Raw genomic sequence first — 22,854 nt, 5'->3', positions numbered from 1 at the left:
GCGATGACCAACCCCACTCCGGCGCGCGCGGAAACAGAACAGCTGGCAGCGCTGGTGGCGACGGTCGCGATGATGGACCCGGCGCGGATCGCGGTCGAGTTCGACGGTGTCGCGGTGTCCTATGCCGAGCTCGATGCCCAGCTCACGCTGATGGCCGAGCTCACCGGTGGGGCGTTGGACGCGGACACGCTCGTGCAGGTGGTGCTCGCGGAGTTGTTCCCGGGCGTGGTCGATGCCGCCGAGGGGACCTTCGGCGTACTGCTGGATTCGCTCGCGGGTGATGCGATGGCGGCGCTGGGGATGGCGGTGGTCGGCACCGCGACGCTGGTCGACCGGTTCGCCGCGCAGGTGGCTCGTACTCTGGACGCGGTCGCGGTGCAGTTCGGTGACGTGGTGCTGACCTATGCGGAATTCGATGCCAGGGTGCGGGTGCTGGCGGCGCGGTTGGTCGAGTTGGGTGTCGGGCCGGAGACGCTGGTCGGGTTGGCGATGCGACGCAGTGTCGAGTTGATCGTCGCGGTGCATGCGATCGTGCGGGCGGGCGGTGCGTATGTGCCGCTGGATCCGGATCATCCGGTGGAGCGGCTGCACTACGTGCTCGAGGTGGCGCGGCCGGTGGTGGTCGTGACGCGTGTGTGCGATGAGCCGGATCTGAACGACGCCCCGGTTCTGCGCACCGACGACATCGACTGGGACGCGGAGCCGGGCGAGGTGATTTCCGGCGTGCGCGCCGACAATACGGCCTACGTCATCTTCACCTCCGGCTCCACGGGACGGCCCAAAGGTGTGGCGGTGACCCACGCGGCGATCGTGGCGAATCTGGATTGGCGGCAGCGTCGCTACGGCATGACCGATGCCGATGTGGTGTTGCAGAAGACGCCCTTCACCTTCGATGTTTCGGTGTGGGAACTGTTCTGGCCCTTGCAGATCGGGGCTCGGCTCGTGGTCGCCGAACCGGGTCGTCATGGTGATCCCGCGTATCTGGCGGAGCTGATCGTGAAGCACCGGGTGAGCGTGACGCACTTCGTGCCGTCGATGTTGGCGGCGTTCGTAGGCGAACTGGGATCCGAGGCGGATCTGTCGTCGTTGCGGATGGTGTTCGCCTCCGGTGAGGCGCTGCCCGCGGCGACCGCCGCGCGGCTGCGCGGGTTGTCGTCGACCGCGCTGCACAACCTGTACGGGCCGACCGAGGCGGCGGTCGACGTCACCGCGCACGAGGTGACCACGGCGGACGAGGTGTCGGTGCCGATCGGTGGTCCGGCCGACGACACCGGGCTGCTGGTGCTCGACGAGAATCTCGATCAGGTGCCCGTCGGGGTTGTCGGCGAGCTGTACCTGTCGGGTGTGCAGTTGGCTCGCGGGTATGTGGCGCGGCCCGGTCTGACCGCTGACCGGTTCGTCGCCAACCCGTACGGGGTGGTCGGTGAGCGGATGTATCGCACCGGTGACCTGGTGCGGGAGTCGCGCGGTGAACTGGAATACCTGGGGCGCACCGACTTTCAGGTGAAGCTGCGCGGTCTACGGATCGAGCTGGGCGAGATCGAGGCCGTGCTGGCCGCGCATCCTCGGGTCGGCAACGCGGCGGTGGTGCTGCATCGGCATGCGGCCGGTGAGGCGTTGGTCGGCTATGTGGTGAGCGTCGACGGTGGGGTACTCGACGAGGCCGAGCTGGTCGCGCACGCCGAGTTGTCGATGCCGGAGTACATGGTGCCTTCGCTGCTGGTGCAGCTGGACGCCATGCCGGTCAATGCCAGCGGGAAGCTGGACCGGAAAGCATTGCCAGAGCCGGACTTCCGAGTGGCTGCCGCTGAATTCCGCGAGCCCCGGACCGCGACCGAACGTTCCGTCGCGGCATTGTTCGCCGAGCTACTCGATGTCGAGACCGTCGGCTTGGACGACGACTTCTTCCGCCTCGGTGGCAACTCGCTGATCGCCACCCGCGCCATCGGCCGGTTGCAGGCGAATTTCGGTGTGCGGGTAGATGTTCGCGACTTCTTCGACAACCCGACCGTCGCTGTGCTCGCGAAGCTGGTCGAAGGTGGGGTTGTCGACGATCGGCCCGCGCTCGTCGCGGGTCCGCGCCCGGCGGTGCTGCCGCTGTCGCCCGCGCAGCAGCGGATGTGGTTCCTGAACCGGTTCGATCCGGAGACCGGGGCGTACAACATTCCGATCGCGGTGCGGTTGTCGGGTGCGCTGGATCAGGACGCGTTGCGGGCGGCGATCGGTGACCTGATCGACCGGCACGAGGTGCTGCGGACCGTGTACCCCGAGGTCGACGGAGCGGGCACGCAGCGAGTACTCACTGCCGCCGAGGCGATCGACATGCTCGGCGCCGAGTCGACTCTCCTTGCTCCCCTCGGCGTCGGTGCTCAGGAACTGCCGGATGTATTGGCGCCGGTGATCCTGGGCGGATTCGATGTCACCGTCGCGCCGCCGGTGCGCGCGCGACTGTTCGAGGTCGACGGCGATCACGTGTTGGTGCTGGTGGTGCACCACATCGCCGCCGACGGTTGGTCGGCGGGTCCGCTGGTTCGCGACACGATGGCCGCCTACTCCGCGCGGACCGCAGGTGCGGCGCCGCAGTGGGCTCCGTTGCCGGTGCAGTACGCCGACTACACCCTGTGGCAGCGTGCTGTGCTCGGCGAGGAAGGCGATGCCGACTCGCAGGCCGGGCGCGAGATCGCGTTCTGGCGTGACTCGCTGGCCGGACTGCCGGACGAGTCGAGCCTGCCGACCGATCGGCCGCGCCCCGCCACGGCGTCGATGCGGGGGCGCCGGGTCACGTTCGAGCTCGATGCCGATGTGGTCGCGGCACTGAACGCTGTGGCGGCAGCACAGGGTGCGACGCTGTTCATGGTGCTGCACGCGACGTTGTCGGTGCTGATCGCACGCCTGTCGGGTAATACCGATGTGGCGATCGGCACTCCGGTCGCCGGGCGCGGTGCCGCCGCCCTCGACGACGTCATCGGCATGTTCGTCAACACCGCCGTGCTGCGCACCCGGGTGCGTGGCGCCGAACCGTTCGTCGAACTGCTCGGCCGCGTTCGTACCGAGGATCTGGCGGCTCTTGACCACACGACCCTGCCGTTCGAACGGCTGGTCGAGGTGCTCGCGCCTGCGCGTTCGGCCGGTCGCCATCCCCTGTTCCAGGTTGCCTTGTCGCTGCAGAATCTGCCGCCGACAACCTTCGAACTGCCGGGCCTGCGCGCTGCCGCCGTCGAGATGCCCTATGACATCGAGAAGTTCGATCTCTCGGTCACTGTGCGTGATTCCCCCGCCGCGGGTCTGTCGGCCGCTCAGGGTCTTTCCGGCGAATTCTCCTATGCCACAGATCTGTTCGATGAGCCGACGATCGCGCGAATGGCGCGCCGGTTCACCGGCCTGCTCACTGCGATCGCCGCCGCCCCGCGGACTCCCGTCGCGGATCTGCCTCTGCTGATCGACACTGAACTCGCCCAGCTGACCACCCGCACCGGTGGCGCGTCGACCCCCGCCCCGCTGCTACCCCTGGTGCTCGCCCGTGCCGCCGCCGACCCCACCGCGATCGCGATCCGCGACGGAGCCCGCACCCTCACCTACGGCGAGCTCGACAGCGCTTCCGCCCGCATGGCTGCCCGCTTGGTCGACCTCGGCATCGGCGCGGGAGATCTTGTCGCCGTGAGCATCCCGCGTTCCGCGGACTCGGTCACCGCGATCTGGGCTGTCGTGAAGTCCGGTGCCGGATTCCTCCCGGTCGACCCGACCTATCCCGCGGACCGCATCGCCCACATGCTCGCCGATTCGGGTGCGGCTGCCGGTATCACAATCGACGCGGTGCTCGCGGATCTGCCGACCACGGTGAACTGGCTCGTGCTCGACCGCGTGCAACCCACTGCGGGTGATGCGGCGCTTGCTCACCGCGGCGCAGACGGACATCTCGGTGGCGGCACGATCAGTGCTGACAGCAGCGGCGCGACGGATGGTGCTCCGGCAGGCGGCGCGATGGGAAGACGGACGGTGGATCCGCTGGATCCCGCGTATGTCATCTATACGTCCGGCACCACCGGTGTGCCCAAGGGTGTGGTGATTCCGCATGGTGCGGTGGCGGCCTATCTGCCGGTGCAGGCGGGGCGGTACCTGGCATCCGCCGACGCCCGCGTGCTGCATGTGGCGTCGCCCTCGTTCGACATCTCGGTCGCCGAGCTGCTGCTGACCGTGACCGAGGGGGCGACGATGGTTGTCGCGCCTACGGGGGTGTTCGGTGGGGTGGAGCTGGGGGAGTTGTTGCGGGTCGAGCGGGTGACCCATGTGATCATCACGCCGTCGGCGTTGGCCACGGTGAACCCGGAGGGGCTGGCAGCGCTGCGGGTGGTGGTGGTCGGTGGTGAGGCGTGCCCGGCGGAGCTGGTCGCGCGCTGGACCGCCGCGATTCCGGGGCTGGTCTTCCGCAACGGTTACGGTCCGACCGAGACGACGATCGTCACCAATATCAGCGAACCACTCAGTGCGACAACGGGTATCACCCTTGGTGCGCCGGTGGAGGGCACCACTGAACTGGTGCTCGACGAGCGGCTGCGGCCGGTGCCCGCCGGGGTGGTCGGTGAGCTGTACATCGCCGGTGCGCAGCTGGCGCGCGGGTATCACCGCAGGCCCGCGCTGACCGCCGGACGGTTCGTCACCAATCCCTATGGCGCGCCGGGGGATCGGATGTACCGCACCGGTGACACCGTGCGCTGGGTTCAGCGCGCTGGTTCATTCGACCTGGAATACTTGGGCCGCAACGACTTCCAGGTGAAGGTGCGTGGATTCCGGATCGAGCTGGGGGAGATCGACGCGGTCCTCGCCCGACATCACACAGTCGTCTTCGCGGCCACCATCGGTTATCACACTGAAGCAGGCGCCACCCTGCTGGTGGCGTACGTCGTGCCCGCCGCGGGTGCCACGGTCGATACCGCGACACTTATCGCGCACACTGCCGCACACCTCCCCGCCCACATGGTGCCCTCGGCGATCGTCGCCCTCGACGCCGTGCCGCTGACACCCGTCGGCAAGCTCGACCGGGCCGCCCTACCCGCGCCGGTCTTCGAAGCCGCGGCCTACCGCGCGCCGGAAACGACTACCGAGCAGGTCGTGGCCGCCGCCTTCTCCGAGGTGCTCGGACTGGACCGGGTCGGCCGTGACGACGACTTCTTCGACCTGGGCGGCAACTCGCTGCTCGCGACCCGGTTGATGGCGCGCATCGGCACCGACCTCGACACCCGCATCCCCATCCGCCAGCTCTTCGACACCACGTCCGTGCTGACCCTCGCCGAGGCCGCCGACCGCCTGCGCGGGACCGGCACCGGCCCCGCCCTGGTGGCGGGCCCGCGCCCCGATCCGGTGCCGCTCTCGCCGGCCCAGCAGCGCATGTGGTTCCTGAACCGCTTCGACCCCGGTTCCGCGACCGACAACATCCCCCTCGCGGTCCGGCTCACCGGCGCCCTCGACCTCGCCGCACTGCGGGCCGCGATCGTCGACGTCGTTGACCGCCATGAGGTCCTGCGCACCCGCTACCCGGAGCGCGACGGCATCGCCGTCGCGGAGATCCTCCCCGCCACCGGCCTCATCCCCGAGGTCCATCCCCGGATCGTCCCCCCGTCCGGCCTGTCCGACGCTGTCCGCACCGTCGCCTCGATCGGCTTCGACCTCACCATCGACGCCCCGATCCGCGCCACTCTGTACCGCGTGGCAGCTAACGACGACGCACCAGGCGCCGGGGCCCTCGATTCAGCCGGGCCGGAAGGTGCTTCGCCGGAGTATGTGCTGGTCATCGTGCTACACCACATTGCCGCCGATGGGTTCTCGTTCGGACCGTTGATTCGGGATGTGCTCACCGCCTATAGCGCGCGGGCTGCAGGCGCGGCCCCGGCGTGGGCGCCATTGGTTGTGCAATACGCCGACTACGCGGTCTGGCAGCACGCGGTGCTCGGCGATGCGGCCGATCCGGAATCGCTGGCGGCGAAGCAGCTCTCGTATTGGCGGGACGCGCTGGCCGGGGCACCCGAGCAGTTGGAGCTGCCTGCCGACCGGGCTCGGCCCGCGGTCGCTTCCCGGCGTGGTGCGGTGCACGGTGTCGAGATCGATGCCGAAACCCATCGCGCGCTGACGGAATTCGCTCGTGCGCACGAAATTACGGTGTTCATGGCGGCGCACGCGGTGTTCGCGATGCTGCTGGCACGGCTGTCGGCGACCACCGACATCGCGATCGGCACACCGGTATCGGGCCGTGGTGAACGCGCGCTCGACGACCTGGTCGGCATGTTCGTCAACACTCTCGTCCTGCGCACCGAGGTGATGCCATCGACCTCGTTCAACGCCTTGATCGCCCAGGTCCGCGACATCGACCTCGCGGCGTTCGGGCACGCCGATGTGCCGTTCGAGCGGTTGGTCGAGATCCTCGATCCGGTCCGTTCCACCGCCCGCAACCCACTGTTCCAGGTGATGCTGTCCCTCAACGAGGACACCCCGCGCGAACTCGCCCTCCCCGGCCTCGCCGTCGCGGGTTTCGACCTGCCCACCGGCGTCGCCAAGTTCGATCTGGAACTCACCCTCACCGAACGCCGCGACGAAAGTGGCACTCCCATCGGCATTTCCGGTGCGTTCCTGTACGCCACCGACCTGTTCGACGCCACCACCGTCGCCGGATTTGCCACCCGCCTGCGCCGCCTGCTCACGGCCGTCCTCGCCGACCCGACCCGCCCCGTCGGCGACATCGACATCCTCGAGTCGACCGAGCGGACCGAACTTCTCACCACTTGGAACGACACCGCCACCGAGATCCACCGCACTGCGACCCTCGCCTCACTCTTCGCTGACCGAGCTGCCGCATCGCCCCACGCGATCGCCGTGGTCGTCGACACGGACCCGGCCACGGAAGACGATGCGCAGACAGGATCGGCTGCCACGGGTGCCGCTCCGATCGCGCTCGATGCGCTGCGTGGTGTTGTCGATCTACCAGCGACAGTGGAGCTTTCGTACGCGGAGTTCGGTGTGCGGGTCGCACGACTGGCCCGTCATCTGATCGGGCTCGGGGCCGGCCCTGGCTCATTGGTCGCGGTGGCGATGCGCCGTGGCGTGGAGCAATTGGTCGCGGTACACGCGGTGCTCGCGGCAGGGGCGGCGTATGTGCCGCTGGATCCGGATCATCCGGTCGAACGGACGGCGTATGCGCTGGCGCAGACCGCACCGGTCTGTGTGTTGACGGTCACCGGAAGTGGTGTGGCGGTGGGGGAGTCGGCGCTGGCGGTCGATGCGCTCGATCTGTCGGAACTGTCCGGTGAGCCGATCACCGATGACGAGCGGGTGGTCCCGCTGCTTCCCGAACACCTCGCGTACGTGCTGTTCACGTCGGGGTCCACCGGTCGGCCGAAGGGTGTGGCCGTGCCGCACAAGGCTGTGGTGAATCAATTGCTGTGGCTGCAGCGGGAATACCCGCTCGGTATCGACGATGTGGTGCTGCAGAAGACACCGTTCACCTTCGACGCATCGGTGTGGGAACTGTTGTGGCCCTTGCAGGTCGGCGCGCGACTGGTGCTCGCCACCGCTGACGGTCATCGTGACCCGGCCTACCTGGCGGCGGCCACTGTGCGCCATCGGGTGAGCGTTGTCCAGTACGTGCCGTCGGTGCTCGCTGCGGTGGTGGCGGAACCGGTTTCGGCGCAAGCGGATTCGCTGCGACTGGTGTTCGCGGGCGGCGAAGCACTGACGACCGACCTGGCGCGGCGGGTGCGCGCGAGCACGGGCGCGACCGTGGTGAACCTGTACGGTCCGACCGAGACCGCCATTCAGGTCACCACACACGAGGTACGTGACGAACAGGGCGCCGCGGTGCCGATCGGCGCACCGGTCGCCGATACCCTTGTGTACGTGCTGGATTCGCGCCTGCACCCGGTGCCGGCCGGTGTCCCGGGAGAGCTCTACGTGGCGGGCACCCAGCTCGCCGACGGCTACCACGGCCGCGCCGACCTCACGGCCGAACGTTTCGTCGCCGACCCCTTCCGCGTCGGCGAACGCCTGTACCGCACCGGCGACCTGGTCACCTGGCGCACCGGCCCCGACGGCCCCGCGCTGCACTACCTCGGCCGCACCGACTTCCAGGTGAAACTGCGTGGCCTGCGCATCGAACCGGCCGAAATCGAAGCCGCGATCGCCTCGGTCCCCGGCGTCGGCCGCGTCGCCGTCCTGGTCCGCGGCGACGATGGCCGACCCGACCAGCTCGTCGCCTACGTGGTGCGTGCTGGCGGTGCGCCCGCGGTCGCTACGCCCGACGACCTCGACTCCGCGATCGCCGCGGTGCTGCCCTCCTACATGGTCCCGGGCGCTTACGTCTTCCTCGACGAGCTGCCCGTCAGCGCTTCCGGCAAGCTCGATCGTCGGGCACTGCCCGCGCCGCGATCGCGGCAGCTCGACTATCGGGACCCCGCCACCGCCACCGCGCGGATCGTCGCCGCGACCTTCGCCGGGGTGCTCGACCTCGAGCGGGTCGGGGCCGGTGACGACTTCTTCGCGCTCGGCGGGAACTCACTGCTGGCGACCCAGGTGGCGGCGCGACTCGGTGCCGCGCTGGACGCGCGGGTGCCGGTGCGGGAGTTGTTCGAGGCGAGCACCGTCGACGGGCTCGCCGCGCGGCTGGACGCACTGCGGGGTACGGGAAGCAGGCGTGGACCGGTGGCGGGCCAACGGCCGCAACGGATTCCGCTGTCGCCCGCGCAGCAGCGGATGTGGTTCCTGCACCGCTTCGATCCGGACTCCGCCGCGTACCACATTCCGGTGGCGATCCGGCTCAGCGGAGAGCTCGACACTGCCGCGTTGCGTGGGGCGCTGGGTGATCTGATCGCCCGGCACGAGACGTTGCGCACCACCTATCCCGAATTCGACGGTCAGGCGACACAACTCGTCGGGCCCGCCTTCGTGCCCGACCTCGCTGTCGCCGATGTCGAGGCCGACGACGTGCCCGCGGCGGTGGTCTCCGTCCTCGCCGGTGGCTTCGACATCACCACCGAGGTGCCGGTGCGCGCCGCCCTGCTCCGGGTGGCGGCGACCGAGCACGTCCTGGTGCTCGTGGTGCACCACATCGCGGCCGACGGCTGGTCGATGGGCCCACTCACCCGCGATCTGGTGGCCGCCTACGCCGCCCGTGCCGCCGGTGCCCCACCGCAGCTGCCCGCACTGGCCGTGCACTACGCCGACTACGCGCTGTGGCAGACCGAGGGCCTTGGCAGTGCCGACGACCCGGACGCACCGCTGGCCCGCCAGCTCGACTACTGGACGCACCGGCTCGCGGGCCTGCCCGATGTGCTGACCCTGCCCGCCGACCGGCGCAGGCCGCTGATCGCCTCGAACCGGGGCGCGACCCTCACCTGCACGCTCGGCGCCGACCTGCATCGCGGGATCGAGGAACTGGCCCGCGCCCACCGCGCCACTCCGTTCATGGTGCTGCACGCTGGCCTTTCGGTGCTGCTGGCGCGGCTTTCGGCCGGTGCCGACATCGTCGTCGGCACCCCGGTGGCCGGTCGCGGTCATCGCGAGCTCGACGACATCGTCGGCATGTTCGTCAACACCCTCGTGCTGCGTACGCGGGTGCGCGCCGACGCCCGCTTCGGCGATCTGCTCGACGAGGTTCGTGCGGGCGATCTCGATGCCTTCGACAACGCCGATGTGCCGTTCGAAAGCCTTGTCGACGCGCTGAATCCGGCTCGCTCGCAGGGGTATTCACCGCTGTACCAGATCGCACTCGCGCTGCAGAACCAGCGCCGAACCGCCTTCGAACTGCCCGGACTCACGCTGTCGGGGCTGACTCTGCCGGATGCGCCGATCGAGGTGGACCTGGACTTCACCTTCGTCGACCGTTTCGCGCCGGACGGCGCACCCGATGGTCTCGACCTCGAACTGCGCTATGCCACCGACCTTTTCGACGTCGACTCCGTGACGGTCATGGTCGATATGCTCGAGCGCGTGCTGCGCGCGGCAGTCGCCGAACCCGGCACCGCCGTCGGCGATCTCGCGTTGCTCGCCGATGCCGATCGCGCCGAGATTCTCGCGGGCCACCACGGTGACGTGGTGCCCCTCGATGCCGCGCTGGCCGAACTGGGCGTGCGTGCCCCGCTCGCCGCGCACCTGCTCGACGCCGCGGCCGCCCGCGATCCACACGCCGTGGCGGCGATCTTCGAAGGCGCCGATATCACCTACGGTGCGCTCGCGGCCAGGGCCAACCGGTTCGCCCGCAGGTTGATCGACTGCGGTGTCGGCCCGGAAACACCGGTGGCCGTAGCTGTTCCGCGCGGTATCGACCTGCTGGTCGTGTTGCACGGTGTGCTCGTGGCCGGTGGCGTGTATGTGCCGATCGATGCGGCACAACCCGCCGAACGCATCGGGCATGTGCTGGCGACGGCGACACCGCGACTCGTCGTCGTCGCGTCCGCCGGTGACCTCGACCATGTGGACAGCGGTATCCGATCCGCCACTGCGTCAGTGCATTTCGCCGCTGCGTCGCGCTCCGGGTTCCCGGTGCTCACCGTCGCGCAGCTCGAGGACACAGCGCAGGAGACTGTCGCGAGCGGCCCGCTCACCGATGCCGAACGCCTCGCGCCGCTGCACCCCGACCACCCGGCCTACGTGCTGTTCACCTCTGGATCCACCGGCACACCGAAGGGCGTGCTGATCTCCCATCGCGCGGTCGTCAACGAAATCTGCTGGCTGCGTGGTGAATACGGGATGACCGCGGCGGATCGCTTCCTGCAGCGCGCGCCGCTCACCTTCGACGTCTCGCTCTGGGAGCTGCTGGCTCCCGCCCTGCTCGGTGCCCCGCTGGTGCTACTGCGCCCTGGCGGTCATCTCGACCTGGCGTATCAGGCGCGAGTGGTGCGTGAGCAGCGCGTCACCATCATGGAGATCGTGCCGTCGGTGCTGGCCGCCATGCTGGCCGAAGGACTCGGCGACGCGCTGAGCGGGCTGCGGATGCTGCACGTGGGCGGCGAGGAGATGCCTGCCCCGCTGGCGGCCACGGTGCTCGCCGCGATCCCCGGCGAGCTGCACAACACCTACGGCCCGACCGAAGTGGCGATCACCAGCACTTTCCAGCGGATCACGGCACCGGTCGAGCAGATCGAGCTGCCCATCGGCAGGCCGACATGGAACGTGCGCGCGTACGTCCTCGACGAGCGCCTGCATCCGGTGCCCGGCGGTGTCGCGGGAGAGCTGTATCTCGCCGGTGACCAGCTGGCCCGCGGCTATCTCGGCAGGCCCGACCTGACCGCCGACCGTTTCGTCGCCGATCCGTACGGGGTCGACGGTGGGCGCATGTACCGCACGGGCGACCTTGTTCGCCGCGATCGCGCGGGAGCATTGGTTTATCTGGGCCGCAACGACTTCCAGGTGAAGATCCGGGGGCTGCGGATCGAGCTGGGCGAGATCGAGGCCGCGCTCGGCGACGCACCCGGCGTCACCCACGCGACCGTGCTGCCCGCCACCGACGATGCGGGCCGTCAGTGCCTCGTCGGGTACGTCGCGGGCGATGTCGACATCACGGCTGTCCGTGCGCATGTCGGGAGCCGGGTGCCCGCGTACATGGTGCCCTCGCACCTGGTCGTGCTCGACACCGTGCCACTGAACTCCGCGGGCAAACTCGACCGTGCCGCGCTGCCCGCCGCCGACCTGTCCACCACCACCGCCTACGTGGCGCCGCGACCGGGTGCGCAGACGGCCCTCGCCGGTGTGATCGGCGAACTGCTCGGGGTGGCGCGTGTCGGTGCCGACGACGACTTCTTCGCCGTCGGCGGCAACTCGCTGCTCGCCATGCGACTCGTCGCCCGGGCCAATGCGGCCCTCGGCAGTGCGCTGGACGTGCGCGATGTGTTCGATGCTCCGACCGTCGCCGGCCTCGCCGAGCGTGCGGGCAGCAGGGGCGCACAGTTGCCTGTGCTGACCGTGGTGCGACCACGTCCCGATCGAATCCCGTTGTCACTGGCGCAGACTCGCCTGTGGCTGCTGAACCGGATCGACCCGGAATCGGCCGTCTACACCTTGCCGATCGCGTTGCGCCTCACCGGTGACCTCGACACCGACGCCCTGTGGGCAGCGCTCGCCGATGTCCTCGACCGGCATGAGTCACTGCGCACCGTCTTCCCGGAAGACGCCGACGGCCCGATCCAGGTGGTCCTGCCCGTCGGGGCGGTACTGCCCGCCACCGACGTGCGCGAGCTCCCCGAGGCCGACTTGGCTGCCGCGGTGCGCACCATCATCGGCGAGGGTTACGACCTGACCTCCCAGCCGCCGCTGCGCGCCGCGCTGCTGCGTCGCGTGGCGCTGGTCGAAGCTGCCGACGGTCGATCCGACGAAGCTCGGACCGGACCCGCTGCTCGAGCAGATCTTCGGCCGCGACCCGCAAGCCGTGTGGTGACCGATCGTGACACGCTGTATGACACCGGAGTCGCTGTCGCTGCAGAGCCGTTCGCACCCGGTGTCGCGGCAGCAGGCACAGTAGCTGGCGATGCGGTGTCGGGTCTCGCCGCGGTGGAGCGCGCGGGTTCGCACGAGACCGAGCACGTGCTGGTGCTCGCGGTGCATCACATCGCCGCCGACGGGGTGTCGACGACGCCGCTGGCGCGTGACCTGATCACCGCCTATGCCGCGCGCGCCGCGGGGATCGCTCCGGTGTGGGAGCCGTTGCCGGTGCAGTATCCGGACTTCACCCTGTGGCAGCACGCCGTGCTCGGTGACGCGGCCGACCCGGACTCGCGGCTGGCGCGGCAGTTGACGCACTGGCGTGGCGAATTGGCCGGGGTCGCACCGGTTCTCGAACTGGCGACGGATCGGCCTCGACCCGCCGTGCGCACGGGTGCGGGTGGGGCGGTCGGGTTCGATGTGCCCGCCGAGGTGGTCGCGGGGATCGAGGCGCTGGCCCGCCGCCATGGGGTGTCGACCTTCATGGTGGTACACGCGGCGTTCGCGGTGCTGCTCTCCCGTCAGGGCGCTGGTGCGGATGTTCTCGTCGGCACGCCGGTCGCCGGGCGGGCCGACGCCGCGCTCGACGACCTCGTCGGCATGTTCGTGAACACCCTCGTCCTGCGGACGGCGGTCGATGCAGGTACCAGTTTCGGTGCGCTGCTCGCCGAGGTGCGGGGCGCCGATCTGCGCGCCTTCGCGCATGCGGATCTGCCGTTCGAGCGGCTCGTCGACGAGCTGAATCCGGTTCGATCCACGGCATATTCGCCGATCGTGCAGGTGATGCTCGCGTTCGAACATCGCGAGGACACCAGCATTGCCCTGCCGGGTCTGCGGATCGACGAGTTCGCCGTGCCCGCGGCGACAACCCAGTTCGACCTGTCGCTGGCAATCAACGAGATCGTCGGTGCCGACGGAGAACCGGGGATGCGAGGGTGGCTGCGCTACGCCGCCGACCTGTTCGATGCCGACACGGTGGCCGCGTTCGGTGCGCGGTTCGTGCGAGTGCTGAGCGCGGTAGTCGCCGATGACGGCGTCGCGGTCGGTGCGATCGATCTGCTCGATGCCGACGAGATCGCCCAGCTCGCGGCGTGGAACGACACCGCTTTCGCGATGGATCCCGACGCGACACTCGTCTCGTTGTTCGCCGCGCAGGCGGCGCGCACCCCCGATTCGGTGGCGCTCGAGTTCGAGGGCGCGCGGATCACCTACGGCGAGTTCTCGATTCGAGTCGCCCGCCTGGCTCGGTGGCTGATCGGCGAAGGAGTCGGTCCCGGTGCGGTGGTCGGAGTCGGACTGCGACGTGGCATCGATTTGTTGGTCGCCCTCTACGCCGTGCAGACAGCGGGAGCCGCGTACCTGCCGCTGGATCCCGACCACCCGGCTGACCGGATCGCCGACGTGCTGGCGACCGCGGCACCCGTCTGTGTGCTGGCCGCCGGCGACTTCCCCGCCACCGGTGCGGCCACGATCCGACCCGACCTGCTCGAGCTGTCCGGGTTCGCCGGTGACCCGGTGACCGATGCCGAGCGGATCCGGCCGTTGCGTGGCGCGGATCTGGCGTATGTGCTGTTCACCTCCGGCTCGACCGGTAAGCCCAAGGGGGTCGCGGTGCCGCATACCGCGATCGTCAACCGCCTGCTCTGGATGCAGGATGCTTACCGGCTCGGCGACGCCGACGTCGTGCTGCAGAAGACGCCGATCACCTTCGACGTGTCGGTGTGGGAACTGTTCTGGCCCTTGCAGATCGGGGCCACCCTGGTGATCGCACGCCCGGACGGACACCGCGATCCCGCGTACCTGGCCGAGGTCATCACTCGCACGGGCGTCGGTGTCGCCCACTTCGTGCCGTCGATGCTGGCGGCGTTCCTCGCCGAACCCCGTGCCGTCGAGTGTGTTTCGCTGCGACAGGTTTTCGCTTCCGGTGAGGCGCTTCCGGCGACCGACGCCCAGCGCCTGCGTGCGCTGATCCCCGGTGTGGCCGTGCACAATCTGTACGGGCCCACCGAAGCCGCGGTCGACGTGAGCTTCCACGAGGTGACCGACGCCGACACCGTCACGGTGCCGATCGGCGCCCCGGTGGCCAACACAGCCCTGCACGTCCTGGACGCCCGCTTGCGTCCCGTCCCCGTCGGCACTCCGGGCGAGCTGTATCTGGCCGGCGTCCAGCTGGCCCGCGGTTACCTCGCCCGCCCCGACCTGTCCGCCGACCGCTTCGTCGCCAATCCACTCGGGGCGCCCGGCGACCGCATGTACCGCACGGGCGACCTCGTGGTCCGCACCCGCTCGGGCGAACTGGAATATCTGGGCCGCACCGACTTCCAGGTGAAGCTGCGCGGCTTGCGCATCGAACTCGGCGAGATCGAAGCGGTCCTCACCGGACTCGACACCGTCGACCGGGCAGTGGTCACTGTCCGCGACGACGGCACCGGCGACTACCTCACCGCCTACCTCGTCCCCACCGCACCGGCCCGCGTGGCCACCGCCCCTGCTACGGCTGCTGACGCCGTTGCCGCTCCGGCCGTTGCCGCCACTGGCGACGTCGCTCCTGTGCCTGTCGCCGCCGACCGCGGCGTAGAGGGCGCCTCGGCACCCGACCTGGATGTTGTGAAAGCGGCTTTGCAGCAGGCACTCCCGGCCTACATGGTGCCGAGCGTGTTCGTCGTGCTCGATGAGCTACCGGTCAACGCCTCCGGGAAGCTCGATCGGCGGGCACTGCCCGCACCGGAGCTCGTCGCGCGGGAATTCCGTGCCCCGGCGACGCCGTCGGAGCAGTTGGTGGCCGGGGTAGTCGCCGAGGTGCTCGGTGTCGAACCGGTCGGTGTCGATGACGACTTCTTCGATCTGGGGGGCAACTCGCTGATCGCGACCCGGGTTGCCGCGCGGCTCGGGGCGGCGTTGAACCGGCAGGTGCCCGTGGCGCGAATCTTCGAGGCGCCGGGGGTGGCGGCCTTGGCTGCCGCGCTCGACGCCGAGGGTGGATCGGCGCGATTGGCGCTGGTGGCGGGGGAGCGGCCCGCTTCGATTCCGCTGTCGCCCGCGCAGCAGCGCATGTGGTTCCTCAATCGGTTCGATCCGGATTCGGCCGGGTACAACGTGCCGATCGCGGTGCGGCTCAGTGGAGTGCTCGATCTGGATGCGCTCGCCGCGGCCGTCGACGATCTCGTCGACCGCCACGAGGTCCTGCGTACCTACTACCCGGAGACGGCGGACGGGCCCGTGCAGCGGATCCTGGCGCCCGCCGAAGCTTCTGTCGCACTGCGGGTTCGCGATATCGACGCGGCGGAAGTCGTGGGAGCGGTGACCGCGCTGGCGGCCACCACCTTCGATGTCACCGCGAGTGTGCCGTGGCAGGTGGTGCTGTATCGGATCAGTGCCGACGAGGCTGTCCTGGCCGTGGTCGTGCACCACATCAGTGCTGACGGTTCGTCGATGCCGCCGCTGGTACGTGACCTGATGACGGCCTACCTCGCCCGTCGCGCCGGTTCGGCACCGCAGTGGACGCCGCTGCCGGTGCAGTACGCCGATTACGCGCTGTGGCAGCGCGCGGTGCTCGGCGACGAAACCGATCCCACATCGGTGGCTGCCCGCCAGCTCGACTTCTGGCGTGGTGAGCTCGCCGATCTGCCCGATGAGCTCGCGTTGCCGCTGGATCGGCCGCGCCCGGCGGCGCGGACCCTCGCCGGTGGGACCGTGCCGGTGACCCTGGACGCGGGCACGCACACGCGCCTGAACGCACTGGCGAGAGAAACCGGCACCACGTTGTTCATGGTGGTGCACACCGTGTTCGCCGCCCTGCTCGGCCGCCTTTCGGGCAGCGCCGACATCACCGTCGGAACGCCGGTCGCCGGGCGCGGTGAAGCCGCACTCGAAGATCTGATCGGCATGTTCGTCAACACGCTGGTCTTCCGAACCCGGTTGCGGGCGGGAGAGTCGTTCCGGCAGTTGCTGATTCGTCAGCGAGCGACCGACCTCGCGGTGTACGCCAATGCCGAGGTCCCGTTCGAGCGGCTCGTCGAGGTACTCGATCCGACTCGCTCCACCGCCCGGCATCCGCTGTTCCAGGTCGGGTTCTCGTTCCAGAACTTCGAGCGTGCCGAACTGTCGCTGCCCGGGATCACCGTGTCGGCACTGGACACCGACAACGAGCTGTCGCAATTCGATCTGCACCTCATCGTCAGCGATGAGTACGGGTCCGACGGTGCGGCCGCGGGCGTCGGCGGCGTACTCACCTACGCCCATGACGTGTTCGACACCGAGACCGCGGTGGCGATCGCAGGCAGGCTGGAACGACTGCTCCGAGCCGTCGCCGCGTCGCCGCACACACCGCTGGACGCCGTGGACGTGCTCGAACCCGCGGAGCGTAACCGCATCCTCACCGAATGGAATGCCACTACACACGAGATCGACAGCGCTGCAACCCTACTCACCCCGTTCCGCGCTCGGGTTCGGGCGAACCCCGAAGCCACCGCGCTCGTGTTCGAGGACACCGAGCTGACCTACGCGGAACTCGACGGCCGGGTCAATCGTCTGGCGCGGCACCTGATCGGCGAAGGCGTCGGCCCAGATGTGCTGGTGGCGCTCGCCATCCGGCGCTCGACCGACCTCGTCGTGGCGATGTACGCGGTGCTCACCGCAGGCGGTGCGTATGTGCCGATCGATCCGGACCACCCGGCCGACCGTATCGCCCAGGTCCTCGACACCGCGCGACCGCACCTGATCCTCACCACCGCCGCAGACGGATTCGACGAGGTCACGGCAAATGTTTCCGCGCCGCTGAGGATTGTCGTGCTCGATGGCGTGGACACTGCCCGCTACGCGGGTCGACCGGTCACAGAGTCCGAACTCCTTACACCCCTGCGGGACTCGAACCTGGCCTATGTGTTGTTCACCTCCGGCTCGACCGGCAAGCCCAAAGGCGTGGCGATGAGCCACGCGGGAGTTCGCAATCAGATCGCGTGGCTGACCGAGCAGTACGAGCTCGACGCCGACGACGTGTACCTGCAGAAATCGGCGGCCGGTTTCGATCTGTCGGTGTGGGGCTTCTTCGCTCCGCTCGCCACCGGGGCGACACTGGTACTCGCCACACCGGACGGACATCGCGACCCGCTGTACCTGGCCGAACTCGTTGCTGTGCAACGGATCACCGTCGTCGACTTCGTCCCGTCGATGCTGGCGACGTTCGCCGCGCACGCCGCCGCCAACCAGCTGCGGAGTCTGCGGCTGGTCCTCGCGATCGGTGAAGCGCTCACTCCGGAGACAGTGGGCGCGGTGCGCGCGAAAACGACTGCGGCGGTACACAATCTGTACGGACCGACTGAGGCCGCCGTGTCGGTGACGGCCTGGCCCGCTGAGGATGTGACGGGGCCGACCGTGCCTATCGGTGTGCCCGAATGGAATTCGCGAGTGTATGTGCTCGATGAGCGGCTGCGCCCGGTCGCACCGGGCGTCGCCGGAGAGTTGTACCTGGCCGGAGATCAGCTCGCTCGCGGGTATCTCGGGCGCGCCGACCTGACGGCTGACCGATTCGTCGCGGACCCGTTCGTCGTCGCGGACTCCCGTCCTGACGCGGCACGGACCGGCGCGGATTCCGGTTCCGACACCGTGCAGTCCGTCCGCGACCTCGGAAGCCACGGCGGGCGCATGTATCGCACCGGCGACCTGGTGAAGTGGACCCGCGACGGCGTCCTGATCTATCTGGCGCGCATCGACTTCCAGGTGAAGTTCCGTGGTCAGCGCATCGAGCTCGGTGAGATCGAGACCGCGCTGCAGGGGGTGGACGGAGTCGCACAGGCGGCGGCGGTGGTCTCGGCGAGCGTGACCGGCGATCGGCTCGTCGGCTATGCGGTGCCCACACCGGGCGTCGAGCTGGATCCGGTCGCCCTGCGGTCGGCGGTGGGTGCTGTGTTGCCGTCGTACATGGTGCCGTCGGTGATCGTGGTGCTCGACGCGTTCCCGCTCAACACCTCGGGCAAACTCGACCGGAAAGCCCTGCCCACACCGGAATTCGTGGCCAGGCCGTTCCGGACCCCGGTCAGCGCGGCGCAGCGGGCAGTGGCAGAGGTGTTCGGTGAGGTGCTGGGCCGGGATCTGGTCGGGCTCGATGACGACTTCTTCGAACTCGGCGGCAATTCGCTCATCGCGACCAGGGTCGCGGCCCGCCTCGGCGCGGCCTTGTCGACTCGGGTGCCGGTGCGCACGCTGTTCGAAGCGACAACCGTGGCCGACCTGGCGACCGTGCTCGCGGCGCGGGCGGGCAGTGGCGCGGGGATCGCGCTGACAGCAGGCCGGCGACCGGCGCGGATTCCGCTGTCGGCGGCCCAGCAGCGCATGTGGCTGCTCAACCGCCTCGATCCGGAATCGGCCGCCTACAACATTCCGATCGCGGTGCGGCTCACCGGCGATGTCGACGCCGCCGCGCTGGCCGCCGCCGTCACCGATGTGCTCGACCGGCACGAGGTGCTGCGCACGGCCTACCCGGCGATCGACGGGATCGGGCATCAGGCGGTGTGGGAGTTCGTGCCGACCCCGGTGGTGGAGACTGTCGATCCGATCGCGGTACCGGCCATCGTCGCGGCCGAGATCGGGCGCGGATTCGACGTCACCGTCGCACCGCCCGTGCGGGTGCGCGTATTGCGTTGTGCGCCTGACGAAGTCGTGTTGGTCGTGGTGATCCACCACATCAGCGCCGACGGGTTCTCCGCCGGGCCGCTGCTACGCGACACCACCGCCGCCTACCTCGCCCGGCGGTCGGGCACCGAACCCGGTTGGGCGCCAATGGAAGTCCAGTACGCCGACTACACGCTGTGGCAGCGTGCGGTGCTCGGGAGCGAGGACGACGCCGAGTCGGTGGCCGCACGACAGCTGCGATTCTGGCGTAGCGAACTGGCCGGACTGCCCGGGCTGCTCGAACTGCCCGCCGACCGGCCGCGCCCGGCCCTCGCCTCGCATCGTGGCGCGAGTGTGGAAACGGTGGTGCCGCAGTCGGTATGGCGGCAGGTCGGCCTCCTGGCTCGTAGTGCGGACGTGAGCGAGTTCATGGTCGCCCATGCCGCGCTGGCCGCGTTGCTCGCGCGCCTGGGCGGCACCGGCGATATCGCGATCGGCACCCCGGTGGCGGGCCGCGGTGAGCAGGCGCTCGATGACCTCGTCGGCATGTTCGTGAACACGCTGGTGCTGCGAACCGCGATCGACCCCGCCGCCTCCTTCACCGCCCTGCTGCAGGAGGCCCGGCGAGTCGACCTGAACGCCTTCGACAATGCCGAGGTGCCGTTCGAGCGGCTGGTCGACGTGCTGGAGCCGAACCGATCGACCGCCCACAGCCCGCTGTTCCAGGTGATGCTCGCTTTCCAGAACCTGGCTGCGAGCCCGGTCGAGGTGGTCCTGCCAGACCTCACGGTGACCGGTCTGGAAGCCGACGCCGCCGTCGCCAAGTTCGACTTGGACCTGGTCCTCGCCGACACCGACGACGGTGGTTGCGCGGTGAGCCTGACCTACGCCACTGACCTGTTCGACGCCGAGACAGCCGCCCGCATCGCCGACGGCTACGTGCGGATGCTCGACATGGTGACGGCACACCCTGAGCAAGCGGTCGGCGATGTCGACCTGCTCACCGACGACGACCGTCGAACGCTCGACCGTTGGTGCGGCCCGGCGTATCCGGTCGGCGGTGTGGGAGTGCTGCCGACAGCGTTCGACCGTCAGGTGACCGCGACACCGGACGCCGTCGCGCTCATCGACGGTGACACGGCGCTCACCTATGCCGAATTCGCGGCTCGGGTGAACAGGCTCGCCCGCCACCTGATCGCCCACGGTGTCGGGCCGGATTCCGCGGTGGCGGTGGCTGTGCGCCGGTCGACGGAGTTGCTCGTCGGGGTGTACGCGGTGCTCGCCGCGGGTGGCACCTACGTGCCGGTGGATCCCGATCACCCCGCTGAGCGCGTCGCCCGCATCCTGCGGATCGCCCAACCGGTGTGCGTGCTCACCACCAGCCGCGACGGCGCGGAGCTCCCGCTGCGCGGGCTCGACGTGGTCTCACTCGACACGGTGGACCTCACCGACTACCCGGCGGAACCGATCAGCGACGCCGATCGGGTGCAGCCGCTGCTACCGGATCACACCGCGTACGTGATCTTCACATCCGGGTCGACCGGCCTGCCCAAGGGTGTCGGCGTGCCGCATCGCGCGATCGTCAGCCAACTCGACTGGCTGGCACAGCGTTTCGGGTTCACCGCCGGTGACACCGTGCTGCACAAGACACCGACGACCTTCGACGCCTCGATCTGGGAGTTGCTGCTGCCGCAGCGGGTGGGTGCCAGGACTGTCATCGCCCGGCCTGGTGGACACGGTGACCCGGCCTACCTCGCCGCCCTGATCACCGAACATCGCGTCGATACAGTGCAATTCGCCCCGACGCTCCTCGCGGCGTACGTCACGCGCCTGGAGCAGGCGCGTCCTGACCGGGTGCCCGCTGCTGCTGATCGGCCTCGGGGTGTCAACGGCGACAGCACAGCTGACTCGGGCGGCTCGCTGCGGCGGGTGTTCGCGGGCGGCGAGGCCTTGCCCGCCGCGCTGGCTCAACAGGTGCGGGGGCTGACCGGCGCGCAGGTGGTGAACCTGTACGGGCCCACCGAGACCGCAGTGCAGGTGAGTAGTCACGTCGTGACCGACGACGACATCGTCACCGTGCCGATCGGCGCTCCGGTGTGGAATACCGGGCTCTACGTGCTCGATGCCCGGCTGCGGCCGGTGCTGCCCGGAGTTGTCGGCGAGCTGTATGTCGGCGGTGCGCAACTCGCGCACGGGTACATCGGGTCGGCCGCACTCACCGCGGAGCGTTTCGTGCCCGATCCGTTCGGTGCGTCCGGTGCGCGGATGTATCGCACCGGAGACCTCGTACGATTGCGCGGAAAAGACACTCCCGCACTGGAATACGTCGGCCGCGCCGATTCACAGGTGAAGCTCAACGGGCAACGTATCGAACTGGGCGAGGTAGAGGCCGCGCTGCGGCAGCAGCCGGGGGTCGCGCAGGCCGCGGCGGCCGTGGTGTCCGGGGTCGGCGCGGATCGGCTCGTCGCCTACGTCGTCGCGTCGGGTAGCCAGGAGTTCGACCCCGCTGACGCGGCCGCACTGCGGACGGCGCTGGCCGCCCAGCTGCCCGGCTACCTGGTCCCCGCGGTGGTACTGGAGCTGGCGGCGTTGCCGGTGAACACCTCCGGAAAACTCGACCGCGGCGCCCTGCCTGCACCGCAACTGCGCCAAGCCACCTACCGGGCGCCGATCACCGAGACCGAGCAGCTCGTCGCGGCCGCCTTCGCCGGTGTTCTCGGCCTGGAGCGAATCGGCATGGACGACAACTTCTTCGACCTCGGCGGCAACTCCCTCACCGCGGTCCAGCTGTCCTCGCGACTGAGTGAGGCACTGGGTAGCGCGGTGCCGGTGGCGTGGTTCTTCACCGATCCCACGCCGGCCGTCGTCGTGGAACGCGTGCGGGCCGAAGACAACTCGGCCGACGACGCGTTCGCGGTACTCCTGCCGCTACGCGCGAGCGGCACGGGCGCACCGCTGTTCTGCATCCATCCCGTGGGCGGGGTGTCCTGGTCGTTCGCCGGTCTGACCCGGCACCTGGACCCGGACCGCCCGATCTACGGCCTGCAATCGCCTGCCCTCACCGCCGACGAACCGCTGCCCGCGAGTATCGACGCCTGGGCCGAGCGCTACATCGCGGCCATCCGCGCGGTGCAGGCGGAAGGGCCGTATCACCTGCTCGGCTGGTCGCTGGGTGGGCTGCTGGCCCACGCCGTCGCCACCGGCCTGCAAGCCGACGGCGAGCAGGTGGCGCAGCTGGCGATGATGGACAGCTGGCTCGGCGACGGACCCGAACAGACACCGCTGCCCACCGTCGGTGACCTGCTCGGCGGCCTCGCCGGTGACGACCTCGCCTTCGACACCGACGGTCTGACCGCCGCGGCCGCGGGCATCGGCGGACCACTGGCCGCACTCGACCGCGCCCGCATCGCCCGCATCATCGACGCCGCCACGGCCTCGATGCGCATGGTCGACGGCTACCGCCCGCGCACCTTCGACGGCGACCTCGTCTACTTCGCCGCCACCGTCGACGACCCCAGCGGATCGCGCGGCGCGGCCAGTTGGACCACCGCTGTCGAGGGCACGATCCACCGGTACGGCATCGACGCCACGCACTGGGCGATGGCGGGCGAGGCAGCACTGGCCCGGATCGCCGCCGTTCTCGACCGGGGCCGATCCGGTACAGCCCCGATCGCGAGCGAGGACTCATCGACGAGGGCCGATGCACGGGCGGGGGCGATGGGCGCATAGAATCGCGAAGCTGGCCGTCGTGCCTGCTGCCTGGATAATGAGGCAATACGCGCACGT

At 69.6% G+C, this 22,854-nt stretch carries 1 pseudogene; it reads left to right on the top strand.

Annotated elements, in window-relative coordinates:
* Positions 1-3 precede the first annotated feature (3 nt).
* Positions 4-22,671: pseudogene (locus tag ACLJPD_RS00885) on the top strand (non-ribosomal peptide synthase/polyketide synthase); the annotation flags it as partial.
* Between the last annotated feature and the right edge of the window lie 183 nt (positions 22,672-22,854).

The sequence above is a fragment of the Nocardia sp. A7 genome, from assembly GCF_046549215.1.
Taxonomy (GTDB): Bacteria; Actinomycetota; Actinomycetes; order Mycobacteriales; family Mycobacteriaceae; genus Nocardia.
This window is presented reverse-complemented; position numbering and strand designations above follow the sequence as displayed.